This window comes from Pantoea sp. SS70 (assembly GCF_029866845.1).
GTDB lineage: Bacteria > Pseudomonadota > Gammaproteobacteria > Enterobacterales > Enterobacteriaceae > Pantoea > Pantoea leporis.
The window spans coordinates 76,528-100,517 of the sequence record NZ_CP117200.1 but is presented as its reverse complement, the minus strand read 5'-3'; the positions used below and the strand labels follow the sequence as shown (position 1 = coordinate 100,517).

Annotated in this window: 22 protein-coding genes and 1 pseudogene; 17 read left to right on the top strand and 6 right to left on the bottom strand. The window is 54.4% G+C overall.

Annotation, left to right across the window (positions count from 1 at the left end):
- Positions 1 to 6 precede the first annotated feature (6 nt).
- Entirely contained in the window at positions 7 to 1,458 is a 1,452-nt protein-coding gene (gene ascF, locus PO881_RS20045; protein WP_280173168.1) for a PTS cellobiose/arbutin/salicin transporter subunit IIBC, read from the bottom strand.
- A 249-nt stretch (positions 1,459 to 1,707) separates the two neighbouring features.
- On the opposite strand from ascF, the gene PO881_RS20040 reads away from it, so the two are divergent.
- Complete coding sequence (locus PO881_RS20040) at positions 1,708 to 2,727, top strand: LacI family DNA-binding transcriptional regulator (RefSeq protein ID WP_280173167.1); 1,020 nt, start codon at positions 1,708 to 1,710, stop codon at positions 2,725 to 2,727.
- Positions 2,728 to 2,850: 123 nt separating this feature from the next.
- On the opposite strand, the pseudogene PO881_RS20035 reads toward PO881_RS20040, so the two are convergent.
- Positions 2,851 to 3,009, bottom strand: a pseudogene (locus tag PO881_RS20035) (acyl-CoA thioesterase); the annotation flags it as partial.
- 232 nt (positions 3,010 to 3,241) lie between these two features.
- Here PO881_RS20035 and PO881_RS20030 point away from each other — a divergent pair.
- The 8 genes from PO881_RS20030 to PO881_RS19995 all read left to right on the top strand — a co-directional run bounded on the left by PO881_RS20030 (position 3,242) and on the right by PO881_RS19995 (position 9,768).
- The gene (locus PO881_RS20030) at positions 3,242 to 3,667 is read left to right on the top strand and encodes a RidA family protein (RefSeq protein WP_008106850.1); all 426 of its coding nucleotides are present in this window, start codon (positions 3,242 to 3,244) and stop codon (positions 3,665 to 3,667) included.
- A 13-nt stretch (positions 3,668 to 3,680) separates the two neighbouring features.
- Positions 3,681 to 4,355 (top strand): DUF1028 domain-containing protein, encoded by a 675-nt coding sequence (locus tag PO881_RS20025; protein ID WP_280173166.1) that lies wholly within the window; start codon positions 3,681 to 3,683, stop codon positions 4,353 to 4,355.
- A gap of 8 nt (positions 4,356 to 4,363) precedes the next feature.
- Positions 4,364 to 5,515 carry an acetylornithine deacetylase gene (gene argE, locus PO881_RS20020; protein WP_280173165.1) on the top strand — a complete coding sequence of 384 codons (1,152 nt, stop codon included), beginning with the start codon at positions 4,364 to 4,366 and terminating at the stop codon, positions 5,513 to 5,515.
- A 39-nt stretch (positions 5,516 to 5,554) separates the two neighbouring features.
- Positions 5,555 to 6,703, top strand: a complete 1,149-nt coding sequence (locus tag PO881_RS20015; RefSeq protein ID WP_280173164.1) for an ABC transporter ATP-binding protein — start codon at positions 5,555 to 5,557, stop codon at positions 6,701 to 6,703.
- An 18-nt stretch (positions 6,704 to 6,721) separates the two neighbouring features.
- The gene (locus PO881_RS20010) at positions 6,722 to 7,720 is read left to right on the top strand and encodes an NAD(P)H-quinone oxidoreductase (RefSeq protein WP_280173163.1); all 999 of its coding nucleotides are present in this window, start codon (positions 6,722 to 6,724) and stop codon (positions 7,718 to 7,720) included.
- A complete protein-coding gene (locus tag PO881_RS20005; protein ID WP_280173162.1) occupies positions 7,717 to 8,328 on the top strand; it encodes a glutathione S-transferase family protein in 612 nt (203 codons plus the stop codon). Before PO881_RS20010 ends, PO881_RS20005 begins: the two co-directional genes overlap by 4 nt.
- 64 nt (positions 8,329 to 8,392) lie before the next feature.
- Positions 8,393 to 8,842, top strand: a complete 450-nt coding sequence (locus PO881_RS20000) for a type II 3-dehydroquinate dehydratase (RefSeq protein WP_110866845.1) — start codon at positions 8,393 to 8,395, stop codon at positions 8,840 to 8,842.
- Entirely contained in the window at positions 8,839 to 9,768 is a 930-nt protein-coding gene (locus tag PO881_RS19995; RefSeq protein ID WP_280173161.1) for a glyoxylate/hydroxypyruvate reductase A, read from the top strand. Before PO881_RS20000 ends, PO881_RS19995 begins: the two co-directional genes overlap by 4 nt.
- A gap of 32 nt (positions 9,769 to 9,800) precedes the next feature.
- Here the strand turns inward: PO881_RS19995 and PO881_RS19990 are convergent, their stop codons facing one another.
- A complete protein-coding gene (locus PO881_RS19990) occupies positions 9,801 to 10,763 on the bottom strand; it encodes a LysR substrate-binding domain-containing protein (protein WP_280173160.1) in 963 nt (320 codons plus the stop codon).
- A 368-nt stretch (positions 10,764 to 11,131) separates the two neighbouring features.
- Between PO881_RS19990 and PO881_RS19985 the strand changes: the two genes are divergently transcribed.
- The 4 genes from PO881_RS19985 (at position 11,132) to PO881_RS19970 (ending at position 15,278) form a co-directional block, all read left to right on the top strand.
- A complete protein-coding gene (locus PO881_RS19985) occupies positions 11,132 to 12,163 on the top strand; it encodes a polyamine ABC transporter substrate-binding protein (protein WP_280173159.1) in 1,032 nt (343 codons plus the stop codon).
- Between the two features lie 63 nt (positions 12,164 to 12,226).
- Entirely contained in the window at positions 12,227 to 13,081 is an 855-nt protein-coding gene (locus PO881_RS19980; protein WP_280173158.1) for an ABC transporter permease, read from the top strand.
- 1 nt (position 13,082) lies between these two features.
- Positions 13,083 to 13,901, top strand: a complete 819-nt coding sequence (locus PO881_RS19975) for an ABC transporter permease (RefSeq protein WP_192234783.1) — start codon at positions 13,083 to 13,085, stop codon at positions 13,899 to 13,901.
- A 126-nt stretch (positions 13,902 to 14,027) separates the two neighbouring features.
- Complete coding sequence (locus PO881_RS19970) at positions 14,028 to 15,278, top strand: NAD(P)/FAD-dependent oxidoreductase (protein ID WP_217548293.1); 1,251 nt, start codon at positions 14,028 to 14,030, stop codon at positions 15,276 to 15,278.
- 90 nt (positions 15,279 to 15,368) lie between these two features.
- Here PO881_RS19970 and mqo read toward each other — a convergent pair whose 3' ends face one another.
- Positions 15,369 to 17,015, bottom strand: coding sequence for a malate dehydrogenase (quinone) (mqo, locus tag PO881_RS19965; protein ID WP_101761541.1), 1,647 nt, complete (start codon positions 17,013 to 17,015; stop codon positions 15,369 to 15,371).
- Between the two features lie 456 nt (positions 17,016 to 17,471).
- On the opposite strand from mqo, the gene leuC reads away from it, so the two are divergent.
- Genes leuC through PO881_RS19945 form a run of 4 tightly spaced genes read left to right on the top strand, consistent with a single transcriptional unit; the run spans position 17,472 to position 21,435 of the window.
- Positions 17,472 to 18,893, top strand: coding sequence for a 3-isopropylmalate dehydratase large subunit (leuC, locus tag PO881_RS19960; protein ID WP_280173157.1), 1,422 nt, complete (start codon positions 17,472 to 17,474; stop codon positions 18,891 to 18,893).
- A 1-nt stretch (position 18,894) separates the two neighbouring features.
- On the top strand, positions 18,895 to 19,530 hold the full coding sequence (leuD, locus tag PO881_RS19955; protein ID WP_280173156.1) for a 3-isopropylmalate dehydratase small subunit: 636 nt from the start codon (positions 18,895 to 18,897) through the stop codon (positions 19,528 to 19,530).
- Entirely contained in the window at positions 19,527 to 20,441 is a 915-nt protein-coding gene (locus PO881_RS19950) for an alpha/beta hydrolase (protein ID WP_280173155.1), read from the top strand. Before leuD ends, PO881_RS19950 begins: the two co-directional genes overlap by 4 nt.
- A gap of 31 nt (positions 20,442 to 20,472) precedes the next feature.
- Positions 20,473 to 21,435 (top strand): LysR substrate-binding domain-containing protein, encoded by a 963-nt coding sequence (locus PO881_RS19945; protein ID WP_280173154.1) that lies wholly within the window; start codon positions 20,473 to 20,475, stop codon positions 21,433 to 21,435.
- Between the two features lie 23 nt (positions 21,436 to 21,458).
- Here PO881_RS19945 and PO881_RS19940 read toward each other — a convergent pair whose 3' ends face one another.
- Positions 21,459 to 21,764: a DUF1471 domain-containing protein gene (locus tag PO881_RS19940; RefSeq protein ID WP_101761538.1), complete on the bottom strand. Its 306-nt coding sequence runs from the start codon at positions 21,762 to 21,764 to the stop codon at positions 21,459 to 21,461.
- A 350-nt stretch (positions 21,765 to 22,114) separates the two neighbouring features.
- Positions 22,115 to 23,983 carry a low affinity potassium transporter Kup gene (gene kup / locus PO881_RS19935; RefSeq protein WP_280173153.1) on the bottom strand — a complete coding sequence of 623 codons (1,869 nt, stop codon included), beginning with the start codon at positions 23,981 to 23,983 and terminating at the stop codon, positions 22,115 to 22,117.
- Between the last annotated feature and the right edge of the window lie 7 nt (positions 23,984 to 23,990).

Below are 23,990 nucleotides of genomic sequence, written 5' to 3'. Positions count from 1 at the left end.
CCTCATTTACACCTTGGATAAATTAACGTTGGCGGGTTTGGCATCATCCGTCACCGGCTTTGGCTGTGCGGGCTCGGTGACCGGGATATCTTCAAAGCCGAGAATCAACGTCAGAATGAAGGAGAGCACCACCGACAGCACCATCACGCCAGCGACCCACACGATGCTCATCGGATTGGTAGGATCGAAAAACTGTACGCTGGTGAACAAGCCTGGCGAGGCCATTGAATGGCTGGCAAGTCCCCCAATCCCTGCCACTGCGCCGCAGATAAAGCCGCTGATCAGGCTGGCGATCAGCGGACGTTTCAACCTGACCGCCACGCCATACAGCGCCGGTTCAGAAATGCCCGCGACAATCGCCGATGCCGCCGCCGCAAACGCGGTTTGACGCAGTTCAGGGTTCTTGGTTTTGAATGCCACCGCCAGCGAAGAACCGCCCAGCGACAGGTTGGCCCCGATCTCCGACGGCATCACCATGCCTTCTTTGCCGGTTTCGGCGATGGTTTGAATGATGGTTGGGGTAAACACGCGATGCATCCCGGTCATCACCAGCAGCGGCCACAGTGCGCCCATAATCGCCACCGACAACCAGCCAAGATAGCCGTGAATGGTGTAGACCAGCGCGGAAATGCCGCTACCAATCCAGATGCCGAGCGGTCCAATCAGTACAATGGCAATCGGCGCGGCCACCAGCACAATCAGCATCGGCTTGAGGAAGTTCTTGGTAACCGCAGGCGTGATGCGATCAACCCAGTATTCGATATGCGACAGAATCCACGTCATCACTAACGCCGGAATAACCGTGTAGGTGTACTTCACCGCCGTCACCGGAATGTAAGCAAATTCCACCGCCTGGCCTTGTGCGGCTTTCGCCATTAAATCGACAAAGTTGGGATGCACCAGCACACCCGCGATGGCAATCGCCAGCGACATGTTGGTTTTGAATTTCAGCGCGGCGGAGGCGGCCACCATAATCGGCAGGAAGAAGAACGCGCCGTCACCTATCACGTTGAGGATGATCACTGTGGAAGAGCCTTTCTCCAGCACGCCGCTCATCTCCAGTACCATCGCCAACAGCTTTACCATCGAGCCACCAATAATCGCCGGGATCAACGGTGACATGGTGCCCACCAGCGCATCAAGAATACCGGCACCGATGCTGCGTAGGGTGATTTTGCGTTTCACTGGCGCGGCGCCTTCGCTGTTCGGCGTGCCGAGCTTCAACACTTCCTGATAAGCGAGGTTCACATTGTTACCAATGATCACCTGACACTGCGTGTCGGTGTGCACCACGCCCATCACGCCGGGAATGGCTTTCAGTGTGGCGTTATCAATGCTGGCGCTGTCTTTCACCACGAAACGCAGGCGCGTCATGCAGTGCGTCACCGCTTCGATATTGTTCAGGCCGCCGAGCGCAGCCACGATGGCGCGCGAGACATCCGCATAATTTTTAGCCATGGATTTTTAATCTCTGATTATTTGGTAGGGGTACAACAGTTTCTGCGTGATTTTTCATCATGAGAAACCGGTTTCACAAAATCATGAAGATGCAATGTAATCCAGGCAAGAAATTTAAAATTCGATAGTTGAAAGTGTGAAGTTGATCGCTTTGAGTAACTGGACGGCTATGCGGTAATGGCAGAAAAATTGCCGCCTATTTCGTGGCTTAGGTACACTGCTGCAATGAGCATGGAAAAAGAGTGAATCATGGCGACGATAATCGAGGTGGCAAAAGTAGCAGGCGTTTCCAAAGCGACTGTGTCGCGTGTGCTGTCTGGCAACGGCTATGTCAGCCAGGAAAAACGCGAGAAGGTGTATCAGGCGATTGCCGCTACTGATTTCCGCCCTAACTTGCTGGCGCGCAATCTGGCGACCAAATCCAGCCAGACGATTGGGCTAGTGATCACCAATACCCTTTACACCGGCAGCTACTTCAGCGAGTTGATGCAGCACTCTGCGCGCCTGATGGAACAGCAGGGACGTCAGTTGTTGCTGGTGGATGGTAAACACAGCGCCGAAGAGGAGCGTGCGGCCATTCAGTTCCTGCTCGATTTGCGCTGCGATGGCGTGATCATCTATCCGCGTTTTCTCACCACCGATGAAATGGACAGCATCATTGCGCAGCATAAACACCCGATATTGGTGATCAACCGCCGTCTGCGTCAGCACGACAGTTACTGCATTTACTCGGATCAACAGCGCAGCAGCAGCGCAGCGGTGGAGCAGCTGATTGCGCTGGGCCATCGCGACATCGCCTTTATCACCGGTTCGCTGGATTCGCCGACCGGCCGCGAACGTCTGGCGGGCTACCACGCCGCGCTGACCAAACATGGCATTGCCGTTGAAGATGCGCTGGTGGTCGAAGGAAAATGGCAGGCGCAAAACGGCATGACAGCGGTACAACAGTTACTGAACCAGGGCAGAAATTTCACGGCGCTGGTGGCCAGTAACGATGATATGGCGGTGGGCGCGCTCAAAGCGCTGGCGGCCGCGCAGATTGCGGTGCCTGCACAAGTGGCAGTGATCGGTTTCGATGATATCCCGCTGGCGCCGTTTACCATTCCGGCGTTATCCAGCGTGAAAATGCCGGTAACCGAGATGATTCAGGAAACCATTGAACGCCTGATTTCCATGCTGGATGGCGGCGAAATGCGCAACGACAAAACCTTTGCCGGGGAATTAATTATGCGTGAATCAGTTGGGCCGGGACCGCATCACCCTCAGTGATGAAAAATTGGGGGTTCTGATTCCACTCATTTAGTCACTGATGTTACGTGGAAATTTATTTCTCTATTAACAGGCTGAGGGGAAAACGGGTTCCCCCCGCACCGCCATCCGGTGCGGGAGCGTAATTTTGCCCTGTTTAAACTCTTCTTCAATATCGATACCTAAAGCTTCACGCATATAAGCGTGACGCGTCCACTCCATATAAAACGGATAATAAAGGCCATCGACCACGCCCTGAAAATCGATATGCTTTTCATCCACCTCATACTGCTTTGCAAACATTTTTATATCCTTATCTGAGAGTTAGGGGAATAAGCAGGGTGGTATACCTCAGAACGCACGTCCGGTAAACGCCGGTTAGTCGGCAGGTGATGATGTTCACAATTTAATGCTAAAAATCATCACCGTTAGCTCCTTCGGATTTTTCAAAGCAACACCTCGGTTAATGCTGTTTTCGCTGCCAGGCGTAGGAGGGTATACCTTGCGAAACCCTTTTTTCGCAGAGCAGGCCAGCATGACCACACATACTCGCATCCGTAAATTCAACACCAAAGAAACCTATCCCAATCAGGCACTGGATAACGATCTCTGTCAGGCGGTGCGCGCAGGCAATACCGTGTATGTCCGTGGGCAGATTGGCACCGACTTCGCGGGCAACCTGGTAGGATTAGGCGATCCCGCCGCGCAAGCCGAACAGGCGATGAAAAACGTTAAACAGCTACTGGAAGAAGCGGGCAGCGATTTATCGCACATCGTCAAAACCACCACTTACATCATTGATCCCCGCTATCGCGAGCCGGTGTATCAGGTGGTCGGCAAGTGGCTGAAAGGTGTGTTCCCGATCTCCACCGGTTTGGTGATTTCCGGTTTAGGTCAACCGCAATGGTTGATGGAAATCGATGTGATCGCGGTTATTCCTGACGACTGGCAAGCGGAATAAGAGGCGCGAAACGATGACGTTATCCATTGTGGGACGCTGCGACGCAACCGGTCAAATCGGCATTGCCATTAGCTCATCCAGCATTGCGGTAGGCGCACGTTGCCCATGGCTACGCGCGGCAGTGGGCGCAGTATCAACCCAGAACATTACCTTACCCGCGCTAGGCCCGCGCATTCTTGATCGCCTGCAACAAGGCGACAGCGCAGAAGCCGCGCTCAGAGCCGGACTCGCCAGCGACGACTATTCCTTTTATCGCCAGGTGACGGTGTTAGCCGCCGATGGCCAAGCGGCCTGCTTTAGCGGCGACAAAACGCTGGGCATTCATAACGCGCAAACCGGTCATCACTGTGTTGCGGCGGGCAATCTGCTGGCTAATCCTGAGGTGATTCCGGCGATGGTAAGCGCCTTCGAACAGCATTCCGGTCATTTAGCCGAGCGCTTAATGGCGGCGCTGCAAGCGGGCATGCAGGCGGGCGGGGAAGCGGGGCCGGTGCACTCTTCTGCCTTGTCGATCGTTGATGATCAGGTGTGGCCGATTGTCGATCTGCGTGTTGACTGGACGGATGGCGATCCAATTAGCGAACTCGTCCAGTTGTGGCTGGCTTATCAACCGCAAATGAACGATTACGTGACGCGCGCCATTGATCCAACGCAGGCACCCCGTTATGGCGTGCCGGGCGACGAGTAGGAGTTTCCATGTTTACCAGCCGACAACTGCTTGAAAAGCTGGTGGCGTTTGACACCACCAGCCGTGAATCCAACCTGGCATTGATCGATTTCGTCTGGCGTTACCTGAATGATTTGGGTGTAAGCGGTGAGCTAATTCACAACGCGGAACGCAGTAAAGCCAATTTGTATGCACGTCTTGGACCCGCTGGCGATGGCGGCGTGATGCTCTCCGGCCACAGCGATGTGGTGCCGGTGGAGGGACAAAACTGGAGCGTGCCACCGTTCACGCTCACCGAACGTGATGGCAAGTTATACGGGCGCGGCACCGCCGATATGAAAGGTTACATCGCCTGCATGCTGGCGGCAGTGCCTCATTTTCTGGCACAGCCGCTAAAGCAGCCGCTGCATCTGGCAATCTCCTATGACGAAGAGGTCGGCTGCCTGGGCGTGCGCACCTTGCTGGAGGCGCTGTCGCAGCGCCCGGAAAAGCCGTCAATCTGCCTGATTGGTGAACCCACCGAACTGCAACCGGTGCTCGGTCATAAGGGAAAACTGGGTGTGCGCTGCGAAGTGAAGGGCGCGGCTTGCCATTCTGCCTATGCGCCGCAGGGTGTCAATGCCATCGAATATGCTGCGCAGCTTGTTCATCAATTAACGGCGATCGGCGAGCGCCTGGCGCAGACTGAACAACATGACACACGTTTTGATCCCCCTTTTACGACGGTGCAAACCGGCATTATTCGTGGCGGCACCGTATTGAACATTGTGCCCGCTGAATGCGTCTTTGACTTTGAAGTGCGCACCCTGCCCCAGCATGACGCGCAAGCCGTTGCCGCTGAGATCGACACCTTCGCGCAATCAGAGCTGGTGCCGCGTATGCAGGCAGTCGCAGTGGACAGCGCGATCCGTTTTTATCCTATCAGTGGCTACCCCGGGTTATTAACCGATGCGCAAAGTGACGCTGCGCGATTGATCGCCTATCTCACTCAATCCAGCGACTTCAGCACGGTAGCCTTTGGCACCGAAGGCGGCTTGTTCCACCAGGCCGGTATTCCCAGCGTGATTTGTGGGCCTGGCAGCATGGCGCAAGGTCATAAACCCGACGAATTCATCAGCATCGCTCAGTTGGATGCCTGTGACGCCATGTTGCAGCGCTTAGCCGCATGGATGCGTCAATAATTACTGTGACAACGTCACACCAATTGCTTTGGAGAGTTCATGGTTAGTGCAGAAATCACCCGATTCCCACAGCCGGATATGCCGCGCGCCGCAGTGAAAAGCAGCAACATCGCCGTACAGTTAGATGGCGTGCTGAAGAAGTTTGGCGACGCTATCGCACTGCACAAAATTTCCCTGACTATTGAGGAAGGGGAATTTATTACCCTGCTCGGCCCCTCGGGCTGCGGCAAAACCACGTTGCTCAATTTGATGGCCGGTTTTGCTGAAGCTGATGGCGGCGAGATTTTTATTGATGGCGAATTGGTCACGGAAATCCCCCCTTACCAGCGTGAAATCGGCATTGTGTTCCAGAACTACGCGCTGTTTCCGCATATGACGGTGGAGAAAAATGTGGGTTATGGCCTGCGAATGCGCGGGGTGCCAAAGGCCGAAATCGCGGAGCGCGTTGAGCAAGCATTAGCGTTGGTCAAATTGGCGGGTTACAGCCATCGCAAACCGCGTGAACTCTCCGGCGGACAACAGCAGCGTGTGGCACTGGCGCGTGCGCTGGTGATCCGTCCAAAAGTCTTGTTGCTGGATGAGCCATTTTCCGCGCTGGACAAGAATCTGCGTTTATCGATGCAGGTCGAACTGAAAGCCATCCAGCGCAAGTTAGGCGTCACCACGGTGTTTGTCACCCACGATCAGGGCGAAGCGCTTAGCATGAGCGATCGCGTGGTGGTGATGTCGGCGGGGCATGTGCGCCAAATCGGTACACCGGATGAAATCTATCGCCAGCCGCGCGATCCGTTTGTGGCGGGCTTTGTCGGTGACGTCAACATCTTGCCTGGACGTTATGCCGGGCGCGATCACGCTGCGGTGCTTGAGCTGGGCGGCAACGCGCTGCGTCTGCCGGCAGAACGCGTGCAGGCGAGCGTTGGCGAGCGACTCGATGTGTACGTGCGTCCGGAAAACATTCAATTGGGGCCGCTCTCTTCGCACTGTTTCCTGAGCGCCACGGTGATCACCCATGTGTTTCAGGGCGATCACGTTGATGTGCATCTTGATGTGCCAGCCCTCGGCAGCGCCTCGCTGTTTGCGCGCCAGTCGGGTCTGGAATCCCTAACCCGCTGGCCAGTGGGTAGCGTAGTGGGCATCACCTTTGATGATGAAGGCGTGTGCGCCTTTACCGCCGCTAAGCAAGGATAAAATCCGATGGTGCCTGAAATGATGAACGCGGTAATTGCCCGCCAGCCGGGCGGCGCAGAGGTGTTAACGGTGGTAGAACGTGCCGTGCCACAACCTGCGACGGGTGAAGTATTGATTCGCGTCGCCAGCGCGGGCGTTAATCGTCCTGACATTATGCAGCGTAACGGCATGCCAATCCCACCGGGCAGCTCAGATGTATTCGGTCTGGAAGTAGCAGGTAACGTGGTGGCGTTAGGTGCAGGGGTTAGTGGTTTCGCCATCGGCGACGCAGTAATGGCGCTGCTGAACGGTGGCGGTTATGCCGACTATTGCGTGGCGCGCGCTGAGTTGTGTTTGCCGGTGCCCGATAATCTGCCTTTGGCGCATGTAGCGGGCATCCCCGAAGCGGCGTTTACTGTGTGGCACAACCTGTTTGAGCTGGGCCGTTTAGCCCCCGGTGAAACCGTACTGATTCACGGTGCCGCCAGCGGCGTTGGCACCTTTGCCATCCAATGTGCGCACGCCTGTGGTGCACGTGTGGTGGCCACCGCAGGCGGTGCCGACAAAATTGCGGCGCTGCAACAGCTTGGCGTCTGGCGCGCCATTGATCGTCATAAAGAGGATTTTGTCGCGGTGATTGCAGCGGAAACCGCAGGGCAAGGCGTGGATGTGGTGCTGGATAACGTGGGTGGTGATTACGTGGCGCGCAATCTTAGCGTATTAGCGCAAGGCGGACGTCATGTGAGCTTGTCATTTATGCAGGGCGCGAAGATCGAGCTCGATCTGCAATTGGTGATGCGTAAAGGATTGAGTTTGACCTCTTCCACGCTGCGCCCCAAAAGCGCTGCTGAAAAGGCGCGCCTGGCGGTGTGCATCCGCAAACATCTGCTGCCGCTGATCGTAGCAGGCAAAATCAAACCCACGCTGCATCAAATTTTGCCGCTGGCGCAGGCGGCGGATGCACATCGAATCCTTGAGGCCAACTCCAACATTGGCAAAGTGTTGCTGAGCGTGGATCAGCAAGGAGGGTTGGCATGATGCAACTGTTTTACGCCACCACCTCTGCCTATGTGCGCAAAGTGATGGTGACTGCGCATTGTCTTGGGCTCATGAATGAGATTGAGCTTCTGGATTCGGCGGCGCATCCGGTTGAACGCGATGAGCGCATCGCCATCGTTAATCCGTTAGCCAAAGTGCCCGCACTGCGAACCGAACAAGGGGCATGTCTGTACGACAGCCGCGTGATTTGCGAATACCTCAATGCCCGCGCGCAAGGCGATTTAATCCCGTCACAGGATGATGCGCGCTGGTTGAGTTTGTCGCGCCAGGCATTGGGCGACGGTTTGATCGATGCTGCCTTGCTGGCGCGTTACGAGTTCAGTGCCCGCCCATTGGAAAAGCAGTGGCAAGGCTGGGCCGATGCTCAGCTGAAAAAAGTCCATGCGGCGCTACGGGAAATTGAATGTCAGGTTGCGGGTTTTAGTACGCAGCCTGATGACGTGGGTTTGATTGCCATCGGCTGCGCGCTCGGTTATCTCGATTTCCGCTTCGATGCTCTTGTCTGGCGGGCAAACCATCCGCTGACTGCCGCGTGGTTCGTCCTGTTCGACGCCCATCCCGCGATGGCCGCCACGCGCCCGCATTGATCGCCATTAATCGTCATTCGGTCACCCTTTCGGGCGACAACTGCACAGTGACTCAGGAGCTCAGATGACACAGCAGATTTTTTTCCTTAACGGCCCGAACGCTAATCTGTACGGCATGGACAAGAACGGCACTTACGGCAGCGAAAGCTTTGCCAGCATTGATGAACGCTGCCAGCGCCGGGCAGCATCACACAACATCGCACTGCAATTTCGCCAAAGCAATCACGAAGGCGTGCTGGTTGACTGGATTCAGGAAGCGCGTCAGCAGGCTGCCGGATTGATCATTAACGCCGCCGGTTTAACCTACAGTTCGGTGCCGATTCTCGATGCATTGCTGATGTTTGATGGCCCGATCATCGAAGCGCACATGAGTAACATCTGGAAACGCGAGCCGTTCCGCCATCATTCACTGGTATCAAAAGCCGCCACTGGCGTGATTGCTGGCTTGGGCGTGGTTGGTTACGAACTGGCAATCGATGCGGTAGTTGAGTTGATCAAGGCGAATGCGGCATGAGTATTTTGGTCTTTTACAGCGAGTTCGACAGTTTTGAACAGTGGTCAGCGTTGCTCGCACCGCATCTGCCGGGCGTAACGCTTTGTCGGGCGGAAGAGGTGCAAAACGATGATGAGGTGCATTTCGCGTTGGTGTGGAAGCCGCCGCAAGGTTTTTTCGCCCCTTATCGCAACCTGAAACTGCTTATAAATCTGGGCGCGGGCGTTGATTCGCTGGTCGGGCGCGATGATTTGCCGGATATTCCCATTGTTCGTTTGTCTGATCCGCATATGGCGCGGATGATGGCCAGCTTCGTGCTGTTTGCCGTGCTGCGTTATGTGCGTGACATTCCGGCTTTTGAGCGGGCACAACGTGAACGACGCTGGCATTACCTGCATCCGCGTTCGCCGGAAACCGTGCGCGTTGGCGTGCTGGGATTGGGTGAATTGGGCGCGCACGCCGCGCAGGAGCTGGCGCGCCAGGGATTGAATGTGCGCGGCTGGTCACGATCGCAGAAAACCATCGATGGCATTACCTGTAGCAGCGGAATAGACGCGTTGGATGCTTTCCTCGCCAGCAGCGATATTTTGGTAGTGATGCTGCCGCTCACGCCGCAAACCCAGGGCTTACTAAGTGCTGAACGACTGGCACGGTTACCGCACGGCTGCGCGTTTATCAATGTGTCGCGCGGAGCGATTGTTGATCAGGCGGCGTTAACGCAGGCGTTGCAGCGTGGACAGATCGCCGAGGCGACGCTGGATGTGTTTGACCGCGAACCGTTGCCGCCCGAAGATGCGCTGTGGGGTATGGATAATGTATTGATCACGCCGCATCTGGCTTCGGTTGCCATTCCGGCCAGCGCGGCACCGCAGGTCGCCGCGAATATCCAGCGCGCCGCACGCGGCGAAGCGGTATTGCATCAGGTCTTCCCGCAGCAGGGGTATTAACCTCTGGTCGCCATTCATGGCGACCAAACATCTCACGCCACTCGCACCACTTGCGGATCGAAATAACTCGGTGCCGCCATGCCGGGAATATATTGGTCGGAAATAAACATGCGGCAACGCTCGGCAAAAGCGCTCACCACCCTGGATTGCTGTACCTGCGCCATGGTGGCATAACCCAACTGCATCGCCTTGTTAACCCCCGCCAACCGCACGCGAATCAAGCGTTTACCATCCTGCGACAAATGCGCTTTAGGTCGTACGTTAGCGATACCGAAGCCGACACCGTTGGCCACCATCGCGCGCACCGTTTCCATACTACTGGATCGCATCACCACATTTGGCGTCACCCCGGCTTCGCTGAACAAGCCAAGAAAATATTCACGACTCCACGGCATATCCAGCAGCACCATCGGCGCTGCAGCCAGATCCTGCATCGAAACCGCGGACTGTGTGGCGAACGGATGATGCTCACCCACCATCACGTAGGGCGGCAGTTGCGCCAGCGACTGGAAAGTCACATCGCTGGCGGGCACCAAATCATAGGTGAGGGCGATATCGATATCCGCTGAGCGCAGCTGTTTTAGCAGCAACTCATGATTGCCTTCCACCAGCGAGATACGCACGCCGGGAAAGGCGCGGCCAAAGCCTAACACCAATTCCGGCGTCAACATTGGCGCTAACGTATCGAGGCAACCGACACGCAGCGGGCCGCGCACGTTGTTCATTGATTCCGATGCGATGGTGTAAAGGTTCGACATCTGTTCGAGGATCAGTTTGGCCTCTTTTAATACCTGGTGGCCGATTGCGGTGAGTGAAACGCCCTGGGCATGGTGACGCACGAACAGCTGCACGCCAAGCTCAGACTCAATGTGGGTGATGGCGGCGGAAATTGACGGAGAGGAGACGTGAATACGCTCCGAGGCGCCAATAATGCTGCCCGCTTCACCGGAAGCGACAAAATATTCCAGCTGACGCTGGGTGATGCGACTGAGCATGCAGGTTCTCCTGAGATCGCTGACACGCTCATGTCGCGTCAGTCATTCTAATAAGGTCGATTCAACTCAAGCATTTCTCATGCCAAATTCCGACTCACAGCATAATCACCTGTCCTTGCGCCAGCGACCATTCGCGTATGCCTCACTCCTGCTTCAGAAAATCCTTGTTTAGCAGGCCGCTTTTTTAGCCTCAGAAATCCTGATGCAACAGCGAGGGAAATGCTGTTTTACCCAATCTCACCGCAACGGCATTATCGCTTCAACACCCGAGAGCCGCCTTCGCACTGTTTTAGAGCAATGCGACGCGATGGACCAGACGGTGGTGCAAAGCAGCGACAACAGCCATTTCATTCATTGGGGACAAGAATATGTTGCGTAAGATAGGTGCCTTAACGTTATTGACCACGTGTGTATTAAGCGCAGGGAATGCAGTGGCCGCAGATAAGCTGATTGTCAGCACCTGGGGTGGCAGCTTTAAGGATCTGATCGATCAAACTATCGCCAAAGAGTTCACCAAAGAAACCGGCGTAGAAGTGCAGTTCGTCACCGGCGGCACCATCGACCGTTTGAACAAAGCCAAGCTGGCCGGAAGTTCGCCGGAAACTGATGTCACCTTTACCACCGCGCATGTCGGTTATCTGTATGCCAACAGCGGTTTGTTTGAAAAGCTCGACATGAGCAAAATCCCTAACGCGGTGAATCTGGTACAGCAGGCCAAAGTCAGCCCGTATCACCTTGGCGTGTGGGGCTACGTTTACACCATCGGCTACCGTCCAGATTTAGTGCCGAAGGGCGAAGAATTTACCAGCTGGAACGATCTGTGGCGTCCGGAACTGAAGAGCTCGATTGCGCTGCCAGATTGGGATCCGAGCCATATCATCGCGGTGTCCGCCAAACTTTCTGGCTCGGATGCAGCGCATTGGGAACAAGGCCAGTCCAGGCTGAAAGCGCTGATCCCGAACATCAAATCCTTCTATACCGATGATGCCAACAGCCAGCAGCTGATCTCCACGGGCGAAACGCCGGTACAGGTGATGCTGTCGATGAACGCCTACAGCATGATTGCAGAAGGCGTCAACATTAAGCTGGCAGTGCCAAAAGAGGGCGCGATTTTGGGCGTCGATACCGTCGGTATCAATAAAGGCAGCAAACATGCGGAACTGGCCTACAAGTTCATAAATATCGCGCTGAAACCGGAAATCCAGCAGGAAGTGGCGAAAATTTATCGCGGCAGCCCAACGGTGACCAATGCGCATATCGATCCAGAACTGGCGAAGCTGCCTGGCATGCTGACCACACCTGAGCAGTGGAATGCCACCATCAACACCGATCCGCAACTGCGCGCGGAGAAAACCGCCGAGTGGCGTCAGTGGTTCTCTGAAAACATCATGTCACATTGATAAATAGCGGCGGCCGATTGGCCGCCCGATGAGTCGCAACACTTTATTCAGGCAGCAACGTCTATGACGAAAAAACCGACATTCTTACCCTGGTTCATTATCCCCGCTACGTTCACGGCGCTTGGGCTGGTGGTGGCCATGTTTGCCGTGATGCAGTTTAGCGTGCGGGCCTATATTCCAGGATCGCTAGATGTAGGCGGATTCACGCTGGCGAACTTTAACGGTCTATTCAAGAAAATCTATGCCGATGCGTTTATCAACACGGTGATGCTCAGTGCGAAAACGGCGATTTTTGGGCTGCTGATGAGTTATCCGCTGGCGTATGCGCTGGTGAGAACGCGCACCACCTGGATCAAATCCACCATCTTGATTATCGCCATTACGCCGCTGTTTCTCGGCGAAGTGGTACGGACATATTCGTGGATCATCGTGCTGGGCAACAGTGGCTTCCTCAACAGCCTGATGTTGGCAATGGGTCTGATCAATAAGCCGATCCAGTTTATGTTTACCCAAACCGGCGTGGTAGTCGCGCTGGTGCATGTGACCATGCCAATCATGGTGATGATGCTGGCGACTGCGCTGTCTCACATCAATCCTGATTATGAGAAAGCCGCGACCAGTCTGGGGGCGGGGCCGATTCGCACCTTGCTGACGGTGACCATTCCGCTATCGATTCCCGGCATCGTTTCCAGCCTGACCACCGCGTTTGCCTGGACGTTCAGCGCCTTCGCTACGCCGCAGCTCATTGGTGGTGGACGCGTCAGCACCGTGGCTACCATGGTGTATCAGCTGGGTTTCTCATCGATGAATTTTCCGTTTGCCGCTGCGCTCAGCATAGCGGGTTTGATTCTGACCATTCTGCTGCTGATGGCGCTGAAACGTATGAGCCGCTTCCTCCATGCGATGGGAGACCACTGAAATGACCCGATCCCTCAACGACAAACTGATTACCCTTGCGGGACGCTCGCTGGTGATTGCGATTTTGTTGTTCGTGTTGCTGCCAACCATTGTGGTGTTGATCTCTTCCTTCAGCAGCACCTCGGTGCTGTTCTTCCCACCGAAAGGCTGGTCGCTGCGTTGGTTTGAGCGTGCAGTGAACTACGATGACTTCCGCCACGGCTTTTATTCGGGATTGATTGTGACGGCGTGGGCCTCAACGCTGGCGGTAATTATTGGCGCCACGCTGGCGATTGCCATTGAACGTTACACTTTCCCCTGTAAACAGGTGCTGGAAGGCGTGCTGTTGTCACCGCTTTTTATTCCGCACTTCACCATTGGCCTCGGCTTACTGATGCTGGTCTCGCAGTTGGGCATTGGACGCGGTTATTCACTGGTGATCTTCTGCCATGTCGTGCTGGTGCTGCCGTTTGTGCTGCGCAGCGTGTATGTGTCGCTGAAAAACCTTGAGCAACGTATTGAAATGGCGGCTGCAAGCCTCGGCGCTTCGCCGTTGCGCGTGGTCTGGACCATAACCGTGCCGTTGATTTTGCCGGGCTTGTTTGGCGGTTGGTTATTTGCCGCAATTCTCTCCTTCAACGAATTTACCGCTTCGCTGTTTATTACCACGCAAGCGACGCAGACCTTACCGGTGGCAATGTACAACTATGTGCGTGAATTTGCCGACCCAACGCTGGCTGCACTGTCGGTTATTTATATTGCCGTAACGGCGACGATGTTAATTATCGCGAATAAGTTTTTAGGCTTGGGGAGAATATTGAACGTCGAAGCAGGGCATTAATGTATTCGCACGGAATGCTGTGCTTATTGAATAGCACAGCATTTATTAATCTGAATAGTAGTCATCCGGCACCTGATTACTCTTTTCCATGAAAAGATCGGGGTCGATCATCTTTAGGGATCTCACATGTCAGTAGAAAAAATTAATACCGTGGTGGTCGGAGCGGGTCAGGCAGGTATTGCGATGAGTGAACATCTGTCGTTAATGGGCGTGCCACATGTGGTGTTAGAGCGTAGCCGTATTGCTGAACGCTGGCGTTCAGAACGTTGGGATTCATTGGTTGCCAATGGCCCAGCCTGGCACGATCGTTTTCCTTCAATGAAATTCGATAATATTTCCCAGGAAGCGTTCCCACCGAAAGAGCGAATGGCGCAATATTTCGAAGACTACGTAAAAATGCTCGATGCGCCGGTGCGTACCGGCGTGGAAGTCCATTCGGTTGAGCGTCTACCAGAACGTAGCGGTTTTAAGATACTGACGTCGGCCGGTGAATTTGAAGCTGACAATGTGGTGGCGGCTACCGGTCCTTTCCAGAAACCCGCTTTTCCACAGATCGTGCCGGAAAGCGCTGCGCTGCATCAGATCCATTCATCGGCGTATAAAAATCCGCAGCAGCTGCCGCAGGGCGGCGTGCTGGTGGTGGGCGCAGGTGCTTCAGGCTCACAAATTGCGGAAGAGTTGCGTAAATCTGGCCGTGAAGTGACGCTCTCCATCGGCGAACATTACCGTCCGCCACGTTCCTATCGTGACCGCGATTATTGCTGGTGGCTGGGCGCGCTGGGCTTATGGGATGAAGTCAAAATCAAGCCGAAGAAACAGCACGTTGCTTTTGCCGTGAGTGGTTATGAAGGTGGCAAAACGGTCGATTTTCGCCGACTGGCGCACATGGGCATTACGTTGGTGGGGATCACCAAAACCTGGGATAACGGCGTGCTGAGCTTTGCTGAGGGTATAATGGACAATATTGCTGAAGGCGACAAAGCGTATTTCGACGTACTGCGTGATGCCGATGCTTATATTGAGCGTAATGGCCTGGACTTACCGCCCGAGCCGCAAGCATGGGAATTATTGCCAGATCCAGAATGTTTAATTAATCCATTATCAGAACTGGATCTACAGGCCGCAGGCATTACCAGCATTATCTGGGCCACCGGTTTTAAATTTGATTTTAGTTGGCTGAAAGTGGATGCCTTTGATGCCAATGGTGCGCCGTTCCATAAACGCGGTATTTCCGCCGAACGGGGTATTTACTTCCTTGGCTTGCCCAATCTGGTGAATCGCGCATCATCGTTTATTTATGGCGTATGGCACGATGCCAAATATATTGCCGACCATGTGGTTTTACAAAACGCCTACACCGATTATAAAAAGTCGTAAAAATCTCCGTGAGATCGTCGTTAATGGCGCCCCTACAAAAGACAATAAAAAAGCCGGACAGTGTCCGGCTTGATTCACTTCTGGCGGGAATTACAGCGCCATATCCTGTTTGCCTGATTCGGTACGCGGCTTAGCCTGCGTTGGCGCAACCGTCTGATCACCCATGTTGATGACCGGCGGCTTGGTCAACAGCAGCGTCGCTGCGGTGTTGTCCCAAACTTGCTGCGTCAGCGCGGTGTTGCCGTTCAGCTTCTGACCGAAGCTTGGCACGATAGCGCGGATCTTCTGCTGCCACTCTGGCGAAGCGAACTGCTCTGGGAACAGCTTTTTCATCACGTCGAGCGTAATGGGTGCAGCAGTCGATGCGCCCGGTGACGCGCCCAACAGTGCCGCCAGGGTTTTCTGCTGATCGGTCACGATTTCGGTACCCAGTTTCAGCAAGCCACCTTTTTCGGCATCTTTCTTGATGATCTGCACACGTTGACCCGCCTGAATCAGTTTCCAGTCCTCTTTACGCGCGTTCGGATAGTACTCTTTCAGCGCAGCAAAACGGTCGTCGTCATTCAGCATCACCTGACCAATCAGGTATTTCACCAGATCGAAGTTGTCGATGCCCACATGCGTCATCGGCATGATGTTGCTGGTGGTGGTCGCGCTCAGCAGATCGAACAGCGAACCGTTTTTCAGGTACTTGGTGGAGAAGGTGGCGAAAGGTCCAAACAGCACCACTTTCTTACCGTCGAGGGTACGTGAATCGATGTGTGGAACCGACATCGGTGGCGCACCCACAGAAGCCTGACCGTATACTTTTTCCAGGTGACGATTAGCGATCTCTGGGTTCTCGGTCATCAGGAACGAACCGCCGACCGGGAAGCCGCCGTAATTATCTGCTTCCGGAATGCCGGTTTTCTGCAGCAGCTTAATCGCGCCGCCGCCTGCACCGATGAACACGTATTTCGCATCAACTGAACGCTTATCGCCGCTCTTCACATCTTTGATGGTGACGTGCCACGAGTTATCACTGTTACGCTTGAAATCAGTGACTTCTGACAAGGTTTCCAGCTTGAAGTTCTGATCTTTCTTCAGACTACCGATCAGCTGACGGGTGATTTCACCGTAGTTAACATCGGTGCCGACTGGCGTCCAGGTTGCCGCAACTTTCTGGTTCGGGTCACGACCTTCCATCACCAGCGGTGCCCATTGCTGGATCTGCTGATGATCGGTAGAGAATTTCATGCCCTGGAACAGGGTGGTTTTCTGCAGCGCATCGTAACGCTTCGTCAGGTACTCGACGTTTTTGTCGCCCCAGACGAAGCTCATGTGCGGCGTCGAGTTAATGAAGGAGTGCGGATCGTGCAACACACCGCGCTGCACCTGCGACGTCCAGAACTGGCGCGAAATCATGAAGGATTCGTTAATTTCCAGCGCTTTGCTAACGTCGATTGAACCGTCTGCACGCTCAGGCGTGTAGTTCAGCTCCATGTTAGCAGAGTGACCCGTACCGGCATTGTTCCAGCCGTTGGACGATTCCAGCGCGACGCCGTCCAGCTTCTCAACCATCAGCTGTTTCCAGCCCGGTTGCAGCTCTTGCAGCCAGGTGCCGAGCGAGGCGCTCATGATGCCGCCGCCAATCAGCAGAACGTCAGTTTTTTCTGGTGCGTCTTCAGCGCGAACCGCTGAAGAGACAAGCAGCGCTGCCAGTGATAGGGCAGACACGATCTTTTTGGTGTGAGTCATTCCAGTCCTACTTATTATGCAATGCAGGTGAACGTTAAAAATTCGGTTTGCACATTAAGAGATTGTTACGGAATGATTAACTTGTTTTTAGTTAATAAAGTATTGGTGTTAATTAATTAACTTACAAAAAAGAAAATAGCGTGAAATATAAGCAGAAGGGGGAATTAATCGGAGATAAACCGCTTAAGCTGCGCGGTTATTCTTTATATCGGTAGATGCGACTTAGGTCAAATAAAACTCCTGCTATTTTACGCACATTGCGTAGCGGCGCGATTCATCGCGCAATAAATTGCGCCGCTACAATGCGTGCGCGATGTTTTGCCATTCATGGCGACCAACTTACCTACTGCACATTTCATAAAACATCACTTCACGAAGCGTGTTCGTTCCCCGCGCACAAACTGATTTACCCTAACATCTCTAATGACTTGTTTTACTTTTCGCGTGGGCAACGGCATGGCTAACAAAACACTGTATGAAAAACTGATCGATCAGCATGTGGTTCGTAAGTTAGATGATGAAGGGCATGTGCTGCTCTATATCGATCGTTCGATTCTCAATGAATACACCAGCCCGCAGGCGTTTAGCGGCCTGCGCGATCACCAGCGTCTTGTGCGCAATCCGGGCACCATTTTGCTGAATGTCGATCACGTTAACCCAACGCGCCCCGAGCGTGATGAGGCGATGACCGACGCGGGCGGACAGTTACAAGTCGATTACTTTCGCCAGAACGCCGCGCATTTTGGCATCGAACTGTTCGATGTGCTTGACCCGCGTCAAGGCATCGAACACGTCGTCGCACACGAGCAAGGCCTGGTAATGCCCGGTATGGTGATTGCCGCAGGCGACAGCCATACCACCACTTACGGCGCGTTTGGCGCGCTCGGTTTCGGCATCGGCACCTCGGAAATCGAGCACCTGCTGGCGACGCAAACCCTGATTTATCGCACCCTAAAAACCATGCTGGTGACGGTGAGCGGTGAGCTGCCGTTTGGGTGTTCGGCGAAGGACATCATCATGGCGCTGATCGAGCAGATTGGCGCATCAGGCGCGACCGGATTTGCCATTGAATTTGCCGGTGTTGCCATCGAAGCGCTGAGCATGGAAGGGCGCATGACACTGTGCAACATGGCAGTGGAAGCCGGTGCGCGCGGTGCGATTATCGCGCCGGATGAAAAAGTGTTTGCCTATATCGCCGGCAAACCGCAAATGCCGACCGGCGAGTTGTGGCAGCAGGCCGTTGCGGAGTGGCGCGATTTACGCAGCGATGCGGACGCGCGGTTCGATAGCCGCATCGCCATAAACTGCAGCGATCTTGAACCCAAAGTGACATGGGGAATCAGCCCGGATCAAGCCAGTGCCATTACCGGCCACGTGCCCGACCCGGCGCAGGAAACAGATGCGGTGAAACAGCGGACGCTGCGGAGCGCGCTGCTATATATGGGGCTGGAACCCGGCACGCCGTTGGCGGAGATCGCCATCACGCATGCCTTTATTGGTTCCTGCACCAACGGGCGCATTGAAGATCTGCGCGCTGCCGCCGCGATTATCGACGGACACAAAATCGCCCCGCACGTGCGTGGCATTATCGTGCCGGGATCGACGCAGGTGCGTCAGCAAGCAGAAGCGGAAGGGTTAGCCGCGATTTTCGTCAACGCCGGTTTTGAATGGCGTCAATCGGGCTGCTCAATGTGCCTGGCGATGAACGAAGATGTGTTAGCGCCCGGCGATCGCTGTGCGTCCGGCACCAATCGCAATTTCCCTGGCCGCCAGGGCGCGGGTGCGCGCACGCACTTAATGAGCCCGGCGATGGTCGCCGCCGCCGCGATTGCCGGCCATCTGGTTGATGTCCGCAAATTCATGACTGCAGAGGTTTGAGATGGAAGCATTTAACAACATGACGGGCACGCTGGCGCCACTACCGGCGGCCAATATTGATACCGATGTGATCATGCCAAAGCAGTTTCTCAAAGGCATCGATCGTAAGAATTTGGATCGCGGTGTGTTCTTCGACCTGCGCTTCCTGCCCGACGGCCGTACAAATCCCGCTTTCATTCTTAATCAAGCCGGTTGGGAAAACGCCACCTTCTTACTGGTGGGCGCCAATTTCGGCTGTGGATCCAGCCGCGAACATGCGGTTTGGGGACTTAATCAGCTCGGCATCCGCGCCATTATCGGCACCAGTTTTGCCGGCATCTTCGACGATAACTGCCAGCGCAATGGCGTTTTGACGCTGACGTTAAGCGAAGAGGATTATCAGCGCCTGAGCGAGGTTGCGAACAATGCCGCCAGTAATCGCATTACCGTGTCGCTGGAACAACAGGCGATCCTCTTCGATAATCAACGCATTGCCTTTTCGGTCAGTGCGTTGAAACGCGAGATGTTATTGGGCGGCGGCAGCGCGGTGGACTGGACGTTACAGTACGAATCTGACATCACCCAGTTTGAAGCGCAGCATTTTTCCCAGCGTCCGTGGCTGAAGCGCGATCAAATCCAACAGGATGCACCAGCATGAGTGAGATTACGCCACGCGGTGATTCACCCTTTATTGACGGCTTTACGCTGAGCGATGTGCGTCTGGCGAACGGCGTGACGCTGCGCGTTGCGATGGGTGGCGAAGGTCCGCCACTGCTGATGCTGCACGGACATCCGCAAAATCATCTGGCGTGGCGCAAAATTGCGCCGCAGCTGGCGCAGCATTATCGCGTAATCCTGCCAGATCTGCGCGGTTACGGCGACAGCGACAAGCCGCCGAGTGATGAGACGCATCGCGCTTACTCGAAACGGGTGATGGCGCAGGATATCAGCCTGTTAATCGAGGCGTTGGATTTAGAGCGCGTGGCGTTTGTCGGGCACGATCGCGGTGCACGCGTGGGCCATCGGCTGGCGCTCGATCATCCAGAAAAACTCTCCTGCTGCGTGTTTGTTGATATTGCGCCGACCGCGACCATGTACGCCTTAACCAACAAAGCGTTTGCCACGCGCTATTTCTGGTGGTTCTTCCTGATTCAACCTTATCCATTACCTGAAATCCTGATCGGCCACGATCCGGCGTTATTCCTGCGTAAACACATTGATGGGCAATTAAAAACGCCGGGCGCCACCGAGGAGGTCATCTTCAACGATTACCTGCGCTGTTATCAAAATAAAGAGATGATTCACGCGGTGTGCGAAGATTATCGCGCCGCGGCGACGATTGATTTAGACGATGATGCGCAGGACAGCGCTAAACGCATTGAAGCGCCGCTTCTGTTGTTATGGGGAGAAAAGGGCACGGTTGGCCAGTTATATAACGTGGTGGAAACCTGGCGGGATAAAGCGCGCAATATTCAGGGCAACGCATTACCTTGCGGTCATTCACCGCATGAGGAAGTGCCTGAACTGTTTTTAAGTCAGCTTCAGCGCTTTCTGGATTCTGTGTTATAACCGGCTAAATTTCGCTAACGCCGTGATGGTGATGAAAATACAGCTTGCCGGAAAAAGTTATCAGAAGCCGCTTCAGGGTTGGCCGTCAGTCGAAGATCTGTATGTCTTTATCAGCGTAGCGCGCTATGAAGGTTTTGGCCGCGCTGCGATTGAGCTTGGCCAGTCGCCATCCTACATCAGCAAGCGGATTGCCATCCTCGAAAAGCAGCTGGAAACCCGGCTATTTTTCCGCACCAACCGCGTGATGCGCCTGACGCCAGAAGGTGAAAAGGTGCTGGAAGGTGCGTTGCACGTGGTGCAAGAAATGGATTCCTTTCTGAATAACTTCCAGCAGTGGCGCGGCGAATTGACCGGCGATCTTACTGTGGCCTGCTCATTTGGTTTTGGTCAGGATTATTTGTCCGATGCGATTGCCGAATTTATGACGCGCCACCCGTCACTGAATATCAAACTGATGCTCAGCGATCGCGATATTGATTTATTGCAGTCAGGCACTGACGTGGATATTCGGGTGGGCGATGATGTGAATCACGCCTACATTGCGCGAAAATTAGCCGCCAATCGGCGTATTCTTTGTGCCTCTGCAGATTATTTAGCCCGGTCGCGTCCGCTGGAGACGCTGGATGATTTAATCGATCACAGCTGCCTTATTATTAATGAAAATAACAACACGTTTGGCCATTGGACGTTAACCGATGGCGAAAATAAAATAGTTTGTCGCCTGAATAGCCATTACTCATCGAATAGCGGAAAAGTGATTCTGAATTGGGCATTAAAATCGCACGGCATTGCGTTGCGTTCTGCCTGGGATGTGGCGCCGTATTTAAGCGAAAACCAATTGGTGCATGTATTACCGCAATGGTATCAGGAAGCGAATGTCTGGGCGGTTTACACGCAGCGCGCGTCTGAATCGCCGCGCATTAAAGTGTTTATTGATTTTCTTGTCGACTATTTTGCAAAAAAAAGCCTGCCGATGATGAAGGGCAGGCTGTGATTTAATCAGATCGAAGATAAACATTAGCCATAAGCCACTTTGCTATTGATGTGATAAAGGGTGGCAGTGGCGGCCATGACGTGCTGACCATCGTGCGCCGGTTCGTGGGATTCCACTTCGGTGATGTGATAACCCACCGCACCGGCAGCAACGGCTTTCTGCACAAAGGCGTCATTCAGCTCTTCCATTGAAGTCGCCCAGCTCACCGAAGTAAAGCCTACCGGATGAATCGATGAAAGTTCGCGATGGGTTAAATCGCCGCGAATTAAAACCGGTTTAACAGATTGCGGTGTGAAAATAGATATTACGTCATTAATTAATTGTTTCATGGCGATACTCCTCGCAAATAATAACTGAGCCAATGGGCGCAGCTACGAATCTTTCAATTGTTGGTAATGTGCTGACACCCTAAATGTTTACGGCGAGTGATGATTGCCGGTGAAGTTAATAAACACCTTTTCAAGTTAAGCGTTTTAGCTTTAATTGCTAATTAGATGTTAAGAAAGATTCAGCCACAACTCACTCAACCTTACGCGACTATTTTTGCATCTGGTTACATTTGGTGTGTTAACCCTAACAGTCGACAGGAGGTTGAATATAACGCCTGAACAGTAGCAGCGCGATTTATCGCGCAATGAACTGCGCCGCTACAATCCCTGCGTTTTATGTCATCGGCAGATTAAAATTCGCGCTGCCCGCCCAATTCAATGACCCGATTCGGTGGGATATTAAATTGCTCATGTGCGCGCTGTGCATTGCGCTGGCAGAAGTGGAAAATACCGCCTTTAATGCGCATCAAACCTTTTCTCTTCTTCATCACCAGCGTGTCGTGCGAGGTGAAGAACGAGGCTTCATTGACGGTACAACCCAATCCTTCCAACCCGCACAAATGCAGGATCTCGGCCATCGATGGCGTCTCGCGCCAGCCGTAAGCGGCGGTCACCTGCCAGAAGGTTGGCGACAATTGAGTGATGCTCAGACGCTTCTGGTTGTAGACGCGCGGGATATCGGTGGTGCGAATATGCAGCAGCACCACACGTTTATGCAGCACGCGGTTGTGTTTAAGGTTATGTAGCAGCGCCTGCGGAATCTCATGCTCTTTACGTGAGAGGAAGATTGCGGTGCCCGGCACACGACTGGGCGGATGGGTTTCCAGCGATCGCACCAGCGCCTGCAGGCTCTCAGGATCGTTATTCAACCTGCGGATTAGGCGATTACGCTCGCTGCTCCAAATGAGCATCAATCCCATCATGCTCAGCGCCAGCAGCACCGGCACCCAACCGCCGGACAGCAGTTTCATCAGGTTAGCGCTGAACAGCGGCACATCAATGCTTAACATACACAGCAGGAAAACCAGCGCCACCGGCGGCGGCCACTTCCAGTTACGCAGCGCTACCACGCCCGCCAGACAAGCGGTGATCACCATGGTGCCGGTCACCACAATGCCGTACGCCGAAGAGAGCGCTGATGATTGTCGGAACGCCAGCACAATCACCGTCACCGCGACAAACAGCAGCCAGTTCACCACCGGAATATAGATCTGACCGGATTCCGTGTGCGAGGTGAAGATGATGCGCATCGGCGGCAGAAATCCCTGACGGATCGCCTGATGCGTCAGCGTATACACGCCGGTAATCACCGACTGCGCGGCGATCACCGTAGCCAGCGTTGATAGCACAATCAGCGGGATCTGTCCCCAACCCGGCGCGAGATTAAAGAACGGGTTATTGAGAGCCTGCGCATCGGCAATGACCAGCGCGCCCTGCCCAAAGTAGTTGAGCACCAGCGCGGGCATGGCGATCACCAGCCAGGCCATGCGAATCGGCGCTTTGCCCAGATGTCCCATATCAGCGTAGAGCGCCTCCGCGCCGGTCACCGCCAGCACCACCATGCCCAGCGCGGCAAACGACAGCGCTTTGTGGCTAAGCAGGAACGTCAGCGCATAGGAGGGATTCAGCGCGTAAAGCACTTCAGGATTAAGCAGGATGCCGCGAATGCCTAACAGGGCAATCGACACAAACCAGACAAACATCACCGGGCCGAACACTTTACTGACCTTTTCGGTGCCGTGTTTTTGAATCATAAACAGCAGCGTGAGAATCGCCACTGCCAGCGGCACCACATATTTATCCAGCTCAGGTGACACCACTTCGATACCTTCGATCGCCGACAGTACCGAAATCGCCGGCGTGATCACGCCATCGCCGTAGAAGAACGCGCCGCCAATCAAGCCTGCTAACACAATGATGTGCGAGGCTTTCGGCCCAACATGCTGGCGTGCCAGCGACATCAGCGTTAATACGCCGCCTTCGCCATCATGATCGGCGCGCATCACAAAGCAGACGTATTTCAGCGTCACGATCAGCGTCAGCGCCCAGAAAATCAGCGACAAAAATCCCATCACTGCGGTGGTGGAGACGGCGCCATTAGGCAAAATGGAGAGGCACTCTTTAAGGGTATAAAGCGGGCTGGTGCCGATATCCCCAAACACGATCCCCGCGGCCGCCAGCATGCCAGCAGGCAAGGACTGTTTTTCACTTTGACTCATAGATTTC

Bases quoted from the DNA above. Each gene is read 5' to 3' on its own strand.
- PO881_RS19970 (WP_217548293.1), top strand. From the start codon at position 14,028: ATGTCAGTAGAAAAAATTAATACCGTGGTGGTCGGAGCGGGTCAGGCA.
- PO881_RS19990 (WP_280173160.1), bottom strand. From the start codon at position 10,763: ATGCTCAGTCGCATCACCCAGCGTCAGCTGGAATATTTTGTCGCTTCC.
- PO881_RS19980 (WP_280173158.1), top strand. From the start codon at position 12,227: ATGACGAAAAAACCGACATTCTTACCCTGGTTCATTATCCCCGCTACG.
- PO881_RS19945 (WP_280173154.1), top strand. From the start codon at position 20,473: ATGAAAATACAGCTTGCCGGAAAAAGTTATCAGAAGCCGCTTCAGGGT.
- argE (WP_280173165.1), top strand. From the start codon at position 4,364: ATGTTTACCAGCCGACAACTGCTTGAAAAGCTGGTGGCGTTTGACACC.
- PO881_RS20025 (WP_280173166.1), top strand. From the start codon at position 3,681: ATGACGTTATCCATTGTGGGACGCTGCGACGCAACCGGTCAAATCGGC.
- PO881_RS20015 (WP_280173164.1), top strand. From the start codon at position 5,555: ATGGTTAGTGCAGAAATCACCCGATTCCCACAGCCGGATATGCCGCGC.
- PO881_RS20005 (WP_280173162.1), top strand. From the start codon at position 7,717: ATGATGCAACTGTTTTACGCCACCACCTCTGCCTATGTGCGCAAAGTG.
- leuD (WP_280173156.1), top strand. From the start codon at position 18,895: ATGGAAGCATTTAACAACATGACGGGCACGCTGGCGCCACTACCGGCG.
- PO881_RS19985 (WP_280173159.1), top strand. From the start codon at position 11,132: ATGTTGCGTAAGATAGGTGCCTTAACGTTATTGACCACGTGTGTATTA.
- kup (WP_280173153.1), bottom strand. From the start codon at position 23,983: ATGAGTCAAAGTGAAAAACAGTCCTTGCCTGCTGGCATGCTGGCGGCC.
- ascF (WP_280173168.1), bottom strand. From the start codon at position 1,458: ATGGCTAAAAATTATGCGGATGTCTCGCGCGCCATCGTGGCTGCGCTC.
- PO881_RS20010 (WP_280173163.1), top strand. From the start codon at position 6,722: ATGATGAACGCGGTAATTGCCCGCCAGCCGGGCGGCGCAGAGGTGTTA.
- PO881_RS19950 (WP_280173155.1), top strand. From the start codon at position 19,527: ATGAGTGAGATTACGCCACGCGGTGATTCACCCTTTATTGACGGCTTT.
- PO881_RS20040 (WP_280173167.1), top strand. From the start codon at position 1,708: ATGGCGACGATAATCGAGGTGGCAAAAGTAGCAGGCGTTTCCAAAGCG.
- PO881_RS19940 (WP_101761538.1), bottom strand. From the start codon at position 21,764: ATGAAACAATTAATTAATGACGTAATATCTATTTTCACACCGCAATCT.
- leuC (WP_280173157.1), top strand. From the start codon at position 17,472: ATGGCTAACAAAACACTGTATGAAAAACTGATCGATCAGCATGTGGTT.
- PO881_RS20030 (WP_008106850.1), top strand. From the start codon at position 3,242: ATGACCACACATACTCGCATCCGTAAATTCAACACCAAAGAAACCTAT.
- PO881_RS19995 (WP_280173161.1), top strand. From the start codon at position 8,839: ATGAGTATTTTGGTCTTTTACAGCGAGTTCGACAGTTTTGAACAGTGG.
- mqo (WP_101761541.1), bottom strand. From the start codon at position 17,015: ATGACTCACACCAAAAAGATCGTGTCTGCCCTATCACTGGCAGCGCTG.
- PO881_RS19975 (WP_192234783.1), top strand. From the start codon at position 13,083: ATGACCCGATCCCTCAACGACAAACTGATTACCCTTGCGGGACGCTCG.
- PO881_RS20000 (WP_110866845.1), top strand. From the start codon at position 8,393: ATGACACAGCAGATTTTTTTCCTTAACGGCCCGAACGCTAATCTGTAC.